This window comes from Exiguobacterium sp. s192, assembly GCF_018618795.1.
GTDB lineage: Bacteria > Bacillota > Bacilli > Exiguobacteriales > Exiguobacteriaceae > Exiguobacterium_A > Exiguobacterium_A undae.
Genome location: NZ_JACSMS010000001.1, coordinates 95,274 through 109,180, shown reverse-complemented (window position 1 = coordinate 109,180; position 13,907 = coordinate 95,274). Strand labels below are relative to the sequence as shown.

The window sequence follows — 13,907 nt, the reverse complement described above, 5'->3', positions numbered from 1 at the left end:
CTCCTACCAGTTTCTTCTTTTCATCTGTTTATCCGGTTTTTTCTTCCGTTTTCTCCGTGACGACTTCATCGAGTCGCTGTCGTTCCATTTTACCCCACTGACCGCGTCCCGTCATGAACTGAATTAAGCCGCCCAGTTTAAAGAAGACGAGAATCGGCCGGTACCAAAACGATTCCGTCAACGACCAGAGGTAAAGACGAATCAGTTCTTTGACATTCTTGAAGCGGTGCATCGTCCACTCTTCCAGCAGGACGGCACCTGCCGATAACAACGAGCCGTACAGTAACGCTACTGTGAGCAGGACGATCCCGAACTCAAAGTTCAACGTCCCGACAAGCAGATTCAACGGAATGATGAAGTATCCGATCAGTTCGACAATCGGACCAAGCAACTCAATTAAAAAGAAATACAGCATCGAGACACTTCCGACGAATCCATAACGGGGATTGCCAATCATCCGCTTATGCGTCCAGAGCGTCTCTGCCAGTCCGCGATGCCACCGTGTCCGCTGTGACCGTAACACTTCCATCGTCTCCGGTGCCTGAGTCCAACAGACCGGTGACGGAACGTACTCAATCCGTTTGTTCACGTCATTTTCTTTCATGTAACGGTGCAGCCGGACGACAAGCTCCATGTCTTCCCCGACCAGACCTTCTTTGTACCCACCTGCTTTAACGACAATCGCTTTTTGGAATAATCCAAACGCGCCGGATACAATCAGCAGGAGATTAAATCGGCTTAACCCCAGTCGGCCAAACAAAAAGGCGCGGAAATATTCAATCATCTGCATCAAGACAATCCGCTGTTTCGGCGTCCGGATTTCGACGATTTCACCGCCTTCGATCGTACAACCGTTGACGAGGAAAATCGATCCGCACGTCGCAATGACTTCTTCGTCGGATTCGACGATCGGTTTCATGACCTTTAACAACGCATCCCGCTCTAAAATTGAATCGGCATCGAGTGAACAAAAGTACGGATAGCTCGAATAATCAATTCCGGCGTTTAACGCATCTGCCTTCCCGCCGTTCTCTTTATCGATGACGATCAACCGGGCATCGATCCGCGACCGATAGACGGCTTTGACCGGTTGTGATCCGATCAAAATGCGCGGGAAACGTAATTCTTTTTCCAACTCGTACACTTTAAACAATTCATCCATCGTCCCGTCACTCGAGCCATCATTGATGACGATGACTTCATGTTCCGGATAATCGAGTGCAAGCAAGGCTTGAATACTCGTGACAATCGTATACTCTTCGTTGTAAGCGGGAACCAACACACTGACAGGTCGCGTGTAAAGAGACCGCATCAACGGCAGATATGAACTTTCCTTGCGACGGAACCGTTGTTTTCGGACCATCTGTGCTGAGATGAGATACAAAGACGAATAGAAGATGATGACGAGGATCATATAAATCAATACGGTCCAGGATAATACTTCAATGATTTTCTGGATCGTTTCAGATGACAACATGTTGTTTCATCTCCTTTGCTAGACGTTCCGTCGCTTTTTGTTTGGCATACCGATCGGGATGATCTTTTGCGACCAGTGCCAATTGTTCCAGCCCGCCACAGGCGAGGAGTGCGTCAAAGGCCGCGGTCCGCACCCACCAGGAGCGACTTCCGACGAACGGTAAAATATAGACGACCGACTCTTTTGGGGCGACATTTTCGAGGAAGCGGAGCGCCAACATCTGTTCGACCCAACTCGTGTCGTCTTCCAAATATGGTGTATACAATTTCCAGTCTTCCTCGAGTCCGATTCGGGTCAACGCACGCAGGGCACGTTTCCGGACTTCCGGATGGGCATCCGCCGTTTTCGAACGGACGAGTTCGAGGTATTGTGTCTCTTCCCGGTCATAGATCAATTGGAGAACACCCATTTGGAAGGACTCTGTCAATTGTTCAAATTCCTCGATCCATGCCGTCAAATCCTTGCTGCGTCCGATCGCCAGCACTGCGCCAAAAAAGCTGATTTCGTTTGCTTGCTTCGCTTCTCCGATTGCTAAGTGAGGTGCAATCGAAACCAACGTCCGGACAATGACATCTTTTTCTTCTTTTGAGATGGATTTGCCTAATTTTTGATGCAACTCTTGTGCGACCGGTCTTAACCGGAATTGCGCAATCGCTTCATAAGCGTTTAACCGGCGATCAATACGCCGGTGACGGATTTGAACCTGATAATACGGTAATAACTTTGCCTCCACGTACTGATAGATCCGTTCTTGATGCGACACGGTCTCGGTCAAGTTCGTAAAAGCAAACAGTTCGAGCTCGACCAAGTCTTCATTTCCTGAGACGATGCGCGGCATCTCTCGTCTTTCGCCGGTCGCAAAATCATACAGTTCATCTTGAAACTGCCGTTGCCAGTTCAAACGGGCTTCTTCCTGTTTAACTCGTTTCCGTTTCTGGAAAACCAAGTAAACCAATGCTCCAATTTGGAGGACGACCAGAAGGAGAATAAAAAATATAATCCACCTCATTCGCGGACCCCCTCAAGTTTTTTGACCCATGCCCGAAATTCTTCGACTTTCAAAGGAAGGGTCATAATTCCGTCAACCCCACGTTCAATCGCCAGAACATGGTCACGCTCCCGGTTGTACATCGAAATCATGATCGCATGAAACGGAACGATGCTCTCGGATTTGGCACGCAACAATAACTCCAACCCGTCGGCACGAGGAAGCGCCGATGAAAAAACAAGGAGATACGGGCGCGTCGCCGCATGCTGTTCCAGAAACGTTTCTGTTCGTTCATACAGGACGACAGACTCAAAGCGATTGGTCAATTCCCGTTCCAACAGCCGGCGCAGGTGAGGATTATCCGTCACGATGACGACATCGACAAGCCGTTGGACACGTTTATATCGCATCAGCCGATCGAGCAAGAGATCGACCGGCAAGTTTGCCGGAATGACCTCTCGTGCATTTTCGAGCTGATAAAAGGACCGGTCATCGGTCGTACCCGCGATATAAATGACGGGTACCCGTTCTTCGATAATCGGCTGGCTTGCGATGATGACATCCGCATACGAGATATCGGTTCTTGTGCATCGGCCGGTTTCAATCAATTCATTCACGGCTTCCGGCATTAATCCAATCGTATGAATAAACACGACGCCGGATGTCGATCCTTTGACGTCTTCTTCTGTTACAACTGCCGTCGAGCTGGTTTCCGTATCGACCGGCTCGATCGATGCGTTGATCAACTGCCACATTTCTTCACGCCGCATTTACTTCACTCCCTTTTTGAATGCTTCCTGCATGCTTTGATAAACAGGCTTCAGTTCTTCCCGTTGTTGCGGGTTCGTCCACTCGGACCAGTTATAAAATCCTCGATCAGATTCCGGCAGACGCGTCTTGCCGATCAGACCGGTGACTTCGATTCCTTCGGTCACCATTTTCGCTTCCAGTCCGTCTTTCCAGAAGTCGCCGATGATTTCATGTTTACTCGGATCCCGCATGTTCAGCACCATCCAAGGAATCCGTAACTCGATGCTTGGCTCCTGCAAGTCAGAGATGTCTGTTAAAATGCTGTCCGGTTCACCCTCGTTTAAAATGCCCGTATCCCATTTGATTGCCGGCTTGATGATTTTTTTGGTGACCGGATCCCGTCTTGCATAGTCGAGCATCTGATAGATCGGATTGAAATTCCCGCTGTTTGGTTCATCGGAAGGTGGCGTCACCATTTCAAACGGTTTTTTCAGACCGTAGTGATAGCGGAAGATATCGTACCGCTCATCCACATCGATCCGTGCCTGCTTGTCAATCGTCAACCGGTACTCGGCGCCTTCTTCGAGCGTCAAGTCTCCCACTTTCTGATTGCCGTCATTCGGTTTGGTCGATAAGGCAATTGTCGTCGGCTCTGCTGCCTTGCGGTCGATCCGGAGATACAGATAAGCTTCATCTGACGTCATATAAATCGCTTGGCCGTCGTTTTCCGCAACCGGGGCATAGCCTTTCCAATCCTCCATTTTTCCGTCAATCGTAATATCAGCCCGTAAGAAACCGAGCATTCCAAAATGCTGTTCGCTCGTTTGGACGTTCGACCAGCGCGGACGTGTATCCGCATCGTCATAATCCATCGTATTCCATGTCCGTTTGAACCATTCATCTTGCCAGATGAACACGAGTCCACCGGCCATCTTCGTGTCGACGATGTCTTGGTACAATTTCGCGACGAGCTTTCCTTGGTTTTCCTCGCTGACGTGTCCCTGATCAAATCCATTTGGTCCAAGGTGTGTTTTTCCGCGTGAACTCGGAATTCCGAACTCGGATACGAGTAACGGCATATCATGATACGCTTTCATCTCTTTTAAATAACGGCTGTAGGATTCTGAACCCGTATCCCCCTTCCGGCCAAATTCTTCCTTGATGAAGGACGGATAGTAAGGATAGATGTGATAGGAAGCAAACACACCGCCGGCAAAGTCTTTTGTTGCTTGAATGTGGTTAAAGTCAATCGAAACAAGATCTTGTTCTTCTTCGACTTCGTCCGGATGCGCGAGCGGATCCGTCGTCGGCCAGTTCGTCGCTCCGATCGGCCGCGTCGTTTTGTACGTATCCAGTTCATGTTGGGTCGCGATATCCATTCGGCCGGCTAACCACGATTCAAATGGAGAGGCTTCTTTTGTCGTCGTCACGAACTTGCCTTCATAACGCAGGTCTTTATTTTTTTTGTTGGTTCCTACGACCGCGTCCGGCAACCATTCGATTCCGAAAACAAAGGCCGAGACGTATTGCGAGACATCTGACGTATAGGTTCCGGAAGCATGCCCGACAACTTCCTTGACGACTGCATTGCCATGAATCACATCGACCATCCGTTTGGCTTCTGTATCCGTCATTTCTAAGAATTTTGGTTCAAAGGCATTTTTTAACTCTTCGAACGGTTTTTCTTCGACCCACATGCCTTGCATCAAATAAATCGGTGTTTTCGCGGATGCGTTGTAGGCTTTTAATGCATCATAAAAGGCAGGTGGATGGAGCGTGTAGACCCGAATCGTATTGATGCCCATTTCTCCCATCTGCTTTAACCAACGGTCATACTCATTGCGACTGACGGCATGCTCTCCCGGAAATGCACCCGGACGTCCTAATCCGACGTTCACCCCTTTGACGAAATAAGGCTTCCATTCTCCATCTTGATACATTTCAAGCGTGTCTTGACCGGACCGTGCGCGTGTCCGAATCGTCTGATCGTTGATGTTTGTTTGTGATAATGGCTTTGTTTTAACTGCTGCCTGTTTAACCGGTTTCGTGTCTTTTAAAATCCGGCTGAGCGTCGGCGCATAAACTTTCCAGAAGAACGCCGACTCACTTTCCGCACTGTCTAAGATGAACTGTTTGCGGAACCAATCGAGTCCGGCATACCGATAATAACGTGGAATGTCGGCGACGTCCGTATAGTCTCCGGCAAAGTAATGTCCGCTTCCTTGTTTGACATAAGCCGGAAATTCAAGCGGCAGTTGGCGTTCGCGTAACATCGCTTGTGTTTTTTTCGACGGATTCCAGGAAAAGTGGGCCTGCTGTTCTCCCCCATCCAGTTCCAATACTTCAAACCAGTAGTTGTAGCGGACTTCATCTTTTGCGTCGCCTTGGTTTTTATCCCATGTATAAAGGAGAGGAGTATCGTCATTGACGAAAAACACTTCTTCCGTTGAATCATTGATGAAGACATAACCGGGACCGGACAACTTAAATGCTTTGTCCTTTGCCTGAAGCTCCAGCTTCTTGATGACCGTCTCATCTAGTCCTTGTAACTTCGTCAAATCCGGGAAAAATCGGCCGATCCAGCCGGTCCATGCCGTACCAAACAACTGACGAAACGCATTTGAGCGGTCAGCCGGTGTCGGGCTGGCTGCCGTATTAAATTCAGCAACGACGGTTTTTCCTTTTGAAATCGCATCTGTCGCTACGGCTACATCTTCTGCCGTCAGTCCACCACGGTGTTCTTGTTTCCCGTCAACGGTGTATGATTTTCCATATGTATCGGTAAACAATAAGACATCCGCTTGTTTGGCTTTCTTCAGCATCGCTTCACCTTGCGTGCCGTCGTACCGGTTGATGTAATCCGTGTACGTATAGTCCTCCTCGTTCTCCGAACGGACTTTAAGATGATTCAACAACCACGTCGTTCCTGCATGCTCCCGTTCCTGTTTTCCGACTGTATAATCGAATAACACAACATTTAATGTCCGTTCTTTTTGAAGAAACCATATGACGAATGGTGTCACAATCAGAAGGACAACCAATGCTGCAATCCATTTGTAGCGTTTCATTTTTGCACAACCCTTCATAAGGCAATTAATTTAGGCAATTAGTTTTTTCTATTGTAACTTGAATTCAAGCTGTCGCATATAATGGAACCCGTTTTTTCTGAAAGGAATATACTGGATAAAAAAAGAAACCTGCTCCACGAGGAGACAGGTTTCTTTTACGTATAATCACAAGTGACGGTAAATTGCTTCCCATGCCGCATCGACACCTTCACCGGTTTCTGATGAGAACGGGATGAATGTATCTTGACCATCAAACTGCAATTTGCGTTTAATGGCTGCGATCTGTTTGTCACGTTGTCCGCGTTTGATTTTATCAAGTTTCGTCGCCACGACGATAACCGATAAATCATAGTATTTCAAGAAGTCATACATGATGACGTCATCCGCCGAAGGCTCATGACGAATATCAACGAGTAAGACGACGCCTTTTAAGATTTCACGTGTCGTGAAATACTTCTCCATCATCTTACCCCAAGCTTCTCGTTCTGTTTTTGAAACTTTCGCATAACCATAACCGGGAACGTCGACGAACATGACTTCATCGTTGATGTTAAAGAAATTCAATGTCTGCGTTTTCCCCGGCTTAGAAGAAGTCCGAGCAAGGGCTTTTCGTTGGACAAGCTTATTGATAAATGAAGATTTCCCAACGTTTGAGCGACCCGCTAACGCTACTTCTGGAAGGAGTGGTTCCGGATAATGCTCCGGATTGACACCACTCGTAATAAAATCTGCCTTATAAATTTTCATGTTACTCTCCTTTTAATGCATGTTCGAGCACTTGATCCATCGTTGCGACTGGAATGAATCGAATCCCGTCCCGGACCGTTTCCGGGATATCATCGATATCCCGGGTGTTGTCTTGCGGCATCAAAATCGTCGTCAATCCTGCACGGTGGGCAGCAAGCGACTTCTCTTTGAGTCCACCGATCGGCAAGACGCGACCACGTAATGTGATCTCACCGGTCATGCCGACATCTCGTCGCACCGGACGTTTCGTCAGCGCTGAAATCAGTGCTGTCGCAATCGTAATCCCCGCCGAAGGTCCGTCTTTTGGAACGGCACCTTCCGGAACGTGAATGTGAATGTCTTGCGATTCATAAAAATGTGGATCAATCTTGAATTCCTCGGCATTGGCACGAACGAAACTGTATGCCGTCTGCGCCGACTCCTGCATGACATCCCCAAGTTTACCCGTCAGCTGTAATTTTCCTTTACCTGGAGCAAGGCTGACTTCGATCGTCAGTGTATCTCCCCCAAATGCAGTATACGCTAAACCGGTCACCGCGCCAATCGTATCTTCAAGTTCACTTTGACCATAACGGTAAATCGGTTTCCCTAAGAAGTCGGACAGGTTCCGCTTCGTGACCGTGACGCGTTTCTTTTCACCCATCGCAATTTGTTTGGCGGCTTTCCGGCAAAGTGCCCCGATGACACGTTCCAAACTCCGGACACCGGCTTCCCGCGTATAGCGACGGACCACTTCTTCCAAAGCATCCGGTTTGACCGTCAACTGACTTTTCTTCAGTCCATGTTCTTTTAATTGTTTCGAGAACAAGTGACGAATGGCGATTTCCGTTTTTTCCTGTTCCGTATAACCGCCGATTTGAATCAATTCCATCCGGTCGAGTAACGGACCGGGAATGTTCGAGACATCATTGGCTGTCGCAATGAACAAGACATTCGATAAATCAAACGGCTCTTCGATATAATGATCGGAAAAACTGTTGTTTTGTTCCGGGTCAAGAACTTCAAGCATCGCAGAAGACGGATCTCCCCGGAAATCGTTCGCCATTTTATCGATCTCATCGAGCAGGAAGACCGGATTGTTTGTTCCGGCCTGTTTCAAGCCGCGAATGATGCGTCCGGGCATCGCACCGATATATGTCCGGCGATGTCCGCGGATTTCGGCCTCATCCCGTACTCCGCCAAGGGAAACACGAACGAATTTCCGTTCCAGTGCCGTTGCGATCGACCGAGCGAGTGATGTTTTCCCGACCCCTGGAGGACCGGCTAAACATAAAATCGGTCCTCGAAGCGAATCCGTCAGCTGACGCACCGCCAAGTATTCCAAAATCCGTTCTTTGACCTTCTCGAGACCATAATGATCTTCATCCAATTGCTCTGACGCCGCTTCGACATTCAAGAAATCGTCCGTCGCCTCGTTCCAAGGAAGAGAGAAGAACCACTCAAGATAGTTTCGGATGACACCATGCTCGGGACTTGTTGCCGGAACAACCGCCAGTCGATTGATTTCTTTTTCAATGTTGATGACCGCTGTTTCCGACAAATCAAGCAACGCCAGTTTTTCTTTATATTTCACGGCATCACTCTCGGCCGAAACTGCTTCTCCGCCGAGCTCTTGCTGAATCGTCTTCAGTTGTTCCCGAAGATAATATTCCCGCTGCGATTGTTCAATCGTTTTTTTCGTCCGTTCGCGCATTTCCCGTTCCAGTTCAACGACCTCGTACTCATGTTTCATCACATCAAGTAACATGACGCCACGTTCGACCGGATCATTTTCTTCCAGGAAGTCCTGTTTTTTCGCAATGTCGATCGGTAATTTAGAAGCGATATAATCCGTCAACGAATCCAGACGTTCATATGTTTCAAAACGACGTCGCTCATCCGTTCCGATTCCTTTGATCCGCGACACCAACTGACCAAACTGCTCTTTAATCAGACGAACGAGCGCTTCTTGTTTCGCCCCTTTGATATCCGCTTTTTCAATCGGTTCGATTTTCGCCTGATACCCTTCGTCTGTTTCTGTCACGTGATCAATCCGAACACGTTCTTTCCCGATGACGCGCACCCGGACTGTATCATTTCCGAGTTCACTCATCTTCGCAATTTGAACGAGTGTTCCGATCGTATGCAATCCGTCCACCGATGGTTCTGCTTCCGGATCACGTTGCGTTACGACGACCAAATCAATTTCGTGTTCTTTCGACGCAAGTAACGCTTTTAGTGAGACAGGACGCCCGACATCAATCGTCAGTCCGATTAAGGGGTAAGCGACGACGCCACGAAGTGGCAATAATGGATATTGTTTTGTCTTCATCAAAAATCTCCTCCTAAACAAAAAGACTCGGAAAGGCGTACAAGTAGCCTCCGAGCCGATTTGTCACGGTGTTACGCCGTTTCTTTTTCTTTACCTTGTTCAATTGTACCATCTTTCAACTCAAGCGTTGGACCACGTTTCCCAGTCAACGTTTCAGCTGTGATGATGACTTTAGCGATATCTTCACGTGATGGTATTTCGAACATGATATCAAGCATCGTTTCTTCAATGATTGAACGAAGACCACGTGCTCCTGTTTTTCGTTCAATCGCAAGCTTCGCGATTTCAACGAGTGCATCTTCTGTGAAGTCGAGTTCGACCTCATCCAGTTGAAGCATTTTTTTGTATTGTTTGACGAGTGCATTTTTCGGTTTTGTCAAGATCTGAACGAGTGCTTCCTCGTCAAGCGGCTCAAGTGTCGCCATGACAGGTAAACGTCCGATGAATTCCGGAATCAAACCGAATTTCTGCAAATCTTCCGGTAATGCAGCCGCAAGGATTTCTTTTTGCGTCAAGTTGCGGTTCTCTGAATCGTTTCCGAATCCGATGACCTTTTTACCCAAACGACGTTTGATCGATTGATCGATTCCGTCAAACGCACCACCGACGATGAACAGGATGTTCGTCGTATCGATTTGGATGAATTCTTGATGCGGGTGCTTACGTCCGCCTTGTGGTGGGACGCTTGCCACAGTACCTTCCAAGATTTTCAGAAGGGCTTGTTGTACCCCTTCCCCAGACACATCACGTGTGATGGACGGGTTCTCAGATTTACGGGCGATTTTATCAATCTCATCGATATAGATAATACCTTTTTCTGCTTTTTCTACATCGTAGTCAGCAGCCTGAATCAGTTTCAAGAGAATATTTTCAACATCTTCCCCAACATAACCAGCTTCTGTCAAACTTGTTGCATCCGCGATTGCGAACGGAACATTCAGAATACGAGCCATCGTTTGTGCAAGAAGTGTTTTACCACTACCAGTTGGTCCGATCATGACGATGTTTGATTTAGACAACTCAACATCATCCGCACGCCCACCTGCATTGATCCGTTTATAATGATTGTACATCGCGACAGACAACGATTTTTTCGCTTTTTCCTGCCCGATGACGTAGTCATTTAATGTCGAGCGGATTTCATGCGGTTTCGGCACGTTTTTCAATTCGACTTCTTCTTCTGTACCAAGCTCTTCTTCAACGATTTCGTTGCAGAGTTCGATACATTCATCGCAAATGTAAACGCCAGGTCCAGCAACAAGTTTGCGCACTTGTTCTTGTGTCTTTCCGCAGAAAGAACATTTCAGCTGACCTTTTTCTTCGTTAAATTTAAACATAAAGGTCCACCCCTTTAACGTGGAAGTTGTATAGATCCGTTTCGCATCTATTCTCACGTTTTACTATTAATGATTGTAGCATGAACAAGGAAACTCTTTCAAATCTTGGATGAGCGATTTACAGTTTGATTTGAAAATTATAATTTAGTTTGTCCTTGTTTGACCTATCGTACAAAAAAATCGACTTCAAGACCAGAAATTGGTCTTGAAGTCGACTGTTCGGTTGTGTTGATTATTTCGCTTTTGCGTTGTCAACGAGAACATCGATTGCTTTACGGAACTGAAGATCACCTTTAAGTGTATCAAGTCCGCCTTGTGGAGCAAGCATCGTTTCGAGTTGATCAGCAGGAATGTTGTAGAGTTCAGACATCGATTGAAGTTCAGCTTGCGCTTCTTCTTCTGTTACTTCGATTTTTTCGTCTGCAACGATTTGTTTAAGAACGAGACGCGCTTTGACACGCTCTTCTGCTTGTTCTTTCATTTCAGCACGCATTGCCTCTTCAGTTGTTCCAGTTAACTGGAAGTACATGTTAAGGTCAATTCCTTGTGACTGAATACGTTGTGTGAATTCTTGGACCATACGCTCAACTTCGTTTTCAACCATAACTGCTGGAAGATCAACTGTTGCGTTTTTAGTCGCTGCTTCAACCAACTCATCACGCATCGAAGCATCAGCTTCTTGTTTACGTGTGTTTTCAAGACGTGTACGAATTTTTGTTTTCAACTCGTCAAGAGAAGAAACTTCTTCGTCCATTTCTTTAGCAAACTCATCCGTCAATTCAGGAAGTTCCTGAGCTTTGACTTCGTGGATTGTTACTTTAAACACGACTGGTTTTCCAGCGAGTGATGCTTCATGGTACTCTTCTGGGAATGTTACGTCGATGTCTTTTTGTTCGCCTGTTTTCAGACCAACCATTTGCTCTTCAAATCCTGGGATGAAGTTGCCAGAACCGATGACGAGTGAATAGTTTTCTGCAGTACCGCCGTCGAATTGGTTTTCCCCATCGAAACCTGCGAAGTCGAATACGACTGTATCGCCATTTTCGATGACGCCGTCTTCTTTAACGACGAGCTCTGCGCCACGCTCTTGCATTGTTTTGAGTTCAGCATCGACATCTTCGTCTGTAACGTCTGTTTCGACTGCTGTGTACTCAAGACCTTTGTACTCACCGAGTGTAGCATCTGGTTCGATCACGAATGTGATTTTGAACTCAACCGGTTTTCCTTTTTCGAGTGTTTCGACGTCGATGTTATCAAGCGCGATTGGCTCGATTCCTGATTCGACGACAGCACCTTCGATTGTGTCTTGATACAAGATATCAAGAGCATCTTGGTAAAGTGCTTCTTCACCGTACATTTTGTTAAACATTGTGCGTGGCATTTTTCCTTTACGGAAACCTGGTGTGTTCAATGTCTTAACGACTTTCTTGAACGCTTGGTCTACCGCTTTATCAAATGCTTCAGCAGGCGCTTCATACGTGAGGACGCCGAGGCTACCTGATTGTTTTTCCCATTTTGCAGTCATGCTGAGTCCCTCCAAAAATGTCAATTAGCGTACATGTGTGTACAACAAGTCACATTATAGCACAGTCTTTCTGAGGATTACCACTGTTGAACGAGGCAATCGCCTTCAATTACTGAAGGAGTGCTTGTTCATACAGTTTTCCTTCCGGCAGCACCAAATGGACAGCCCGGTAAATCTTCTGTGCCTGTGGACTTAAGGATTCCGGCGGAGCTTCAGACAAAAAGTCGAGATCCGCCAATTCTTCGACGGCACCGAGCCATTCATCCACCACTTCCCCCTGTTCCATCGTCTCCTCTAAGTAAACGATTTGATACCAGTTCATAAGCAAAAGCGCCTTAAACGGATCCATCCGTTCCAAGTCGAACGCAGCATCGGCAAGTCGTTGTAATTGAATGGCCTGCTGCGTCAGACATGACTCAAGCTGTTCCGGACGATGAAACAACATATGAACATCAAGCGACTGAATCGACACTTCGATTGGATAGACATGCGCCGATTCTGTCAGCTGGGGAAGCAACCGTTGTATGACAAGAGCACTTGGATGTTTCACGTCCCGTCCTGTCAAATAGTCATGAACGATATAGTGCATCAATTCAGGATGCACCCGTAAGTCCGTTTGTGCCAAGAAACGGACTTGCTCTTCCAGCGTTCCGAAGCGGTAGAGCGTGATCCAGTCCTGCTCTGTAAGCGTCACTGCAGGTTTTTCTTCCAATTGTAGATACGATGCATCATCGGTCTGCTGAACGTTCCGCGCCGTGCGTGAACGTGATGCGGCCACTTCTTCTAACTTTAGTGCCAATCCGTATGGCAAATAAGGGGATGCGGTTCGCAAGGCAAGGTCGAATGCATATCGTTCTCCCTTTTCATACATGAAAATCGCAAGCACCTGCTCGACACCGTCCAACCCAAGAAAAGGGTCGACGATGGCCAGATAGGCTTCGATTCCGTCTTCCCTTGCTAAAAAAGCCTCTTGGATCGTGTAGAGAAGATACAAGATATCATCTTCTGACGTCATGGTTTGAAGTTGGTTTAAGCGAAGATTCAATTCTGCCTCACTCAACGCAGCAAGGCGTTTTTGCTCATCGATTAACGGTTGTTCCATCCAACGTGACTGTCCCACGGTCATTCCACCTTTTTTCCTGTCTGACGTTCTTATTTTGTGAACGGATCAAGCAAAGACGTCCAGTTTGTGATTGCTTCTTGCAACTGGCCTGCCTGCTCGATACCCATTTTGTTCAGTGTATCCAACGAGACATCGGCTTCTAGTAAACGCGTAATGTCTTCAGATTGATTGACATATTGTTCGAGTTTTTCACTGAGATTTTTTAATTCTGCCGGCGGACTCTCTAAACTCGCGAGACGTTCGTCGATTTGATTCAGTTCTTCGTTCAACTGTTGAACGGTTCCATCATTTTGAAGTTTTTCAATCTGTTGATCGAGCGCCTGCTCCGGATTTGCCGATTCACGGGCCTCGGTAGCCGCCTGATCCAACTTTGTCGAAAGCTCAGATGTCACCTTTGATGTGTCTTGGGCGATATCTTGCAGTTGTCCTGCATAATCGACACTATTTTTTACATCTGTCACTTGTTGTTTCGCATTGTCCACTGTATCCGTAACCTCGCTACATCCAGCTAAAGCAACTGTCAGCAACAGGATTCCACTCATTCGTTTCATCATCTTCATCATCCCTTTCAAGTTCATGAT

General features: G+C 47.1%; 10 protein-coding genes. All 10 read right to left on the bottom strand.

Going from position 1 to position 13,907, the window contains the following annotated elements:
* Positions 1 to 28: 28 nt before the first annotated feature.
* The 10 genes from KNP87_RS00500 to KNP87_RS00455 all read right to left on the bottom strand — a co-directional run bounded on the left by KNP87_RS00500 (position 29) and on the right by KNP87_RS00455 (position 13,904).
* Positions 29 to 1,477: a glycosyltransferase family 2 protein gene (locus KNP87_RS00500; protein WP_028105900.1), complete on the bottom strand. Its 1,449-nt coding sequence runs from the start codon at positions 1,475 to 1,477 to the stop codon at positions 29 to 31.
* Positions 1,464 to 2,486 (bottom strand): HEAT repeat domain-containing protein, encoded by a 1,023-nt coding sequence (locus KNP87_RS00495; protein WP_214720549.1) that lies wholly within the window; start codon positions 2,484 to 2,486, stop codon positions 1,464 to 1,466. Before KNP87_RS00495 ends, KNP87_RS00500 begins: the two co-directional genes overlap by 14 nt.
* Entirely contained in the window at positions 2,483 to 3,235 is a 753-nt protein-coding gene (locus KNP87_RS00490) for a response regulator (RefSeq protein WP_214720548.1), read from the bottom strand. Before KNP87_RS00490 ends, KNP87_RS00495 begins: the two co-directional genes overlap by 4 nt.
* Positions 3,236 to 6,283 (bottom strand): hypothetical protein, encoded by a 3,048-nt coding sequence (locus tag KNP87_RS00485; protein ID WP_251135365.1) that lies wholly within the window; start codon positions 6,281 to 6,283, stop codon positions 3,236 to 3,238.
* 165 nt (positions 6,284 to 6,448) lie between these two features.
* Complete coding sequence (gene yihA / locus KNP87_RS00480) at positions 6,449 to 7,030, bottom strand: ribosome biogenesis GTP-binding protein YihA/YsxC (RefSeq protein WP_012371013.1); 582 nt, start codon at positions 7,028 to 7,030, stop codon at positions 6,449 to 6,451.
* A 1-nt stretch (position 7,031) separates the two neighbouring features.
* Positions 7,032 to 9,341, bottom strand: a complete 2,310-nt coding sequence (lon, locus tag KNP87_RS00475; protein WP_026832396.1) for an endopeptidase La — start codon at positions 9,339 to 9,341, stop codon at positions 7,032 to 7,034.
* A gap of 71 nt (positions 9,342 to 9,412) precedes the next feature.
* Positions 9,413 to 10,678: an ATP-dependent protease ATP-binding subunit ClpX gene (gene clpX, locus KNP87_RS00470; RefSeq protein ID WP_026832395.1), complete on the bottom strand. Its 1,266-nt coding sequence runs from the start codon at positions 10,676 to 10,678 to the stop codon at positions 9,413 to 9,415.
* 232 nt (positions 10,679 to 10,910) lie between these two features.
* The gene (tig, locus tag KNP87_RS00465) at positions 10,911 to 12,203 is read right to left on the bottom strand and encodes a trigger factor (protein WP_026832394.1); all 1,293 of its coding nucleotides are present in this window, start codon (positions 12,201 to 12,203) and stop codon (positions 10,911 to 10,913) included.
* Between the two features lie 109 nt (positions 12,204 to 12,312).
* Positions 12,313 to 13,329 carry a hypothetical protein gene (locus KNP87_RS00460; RefSeq protein ID WP_214720547.1) on the bottom strand — a complete coding sequence of 339 codons (1,017 nt, stop codon included), beginning with the start codon at positions 13,327 to 13,329 and terminating at the stop codon, positions 12,313 to 12,315.
* Positions 13,330 to 13,355: 26 nt separating this feature from the next.
* Complete coding sequence (locus KNP87_RS00455) at positions 13,356 to 13,904, bottom strand: hypothetical protein (protein ID WP_026832392.1); 549 nt, start codon at positions 13,902 to 13,904, stop codon at positions 13,356 to 13,358.
* Between the last annotated feature and the right edge of the window lie 3 nt (positions 13,905 to 13,907).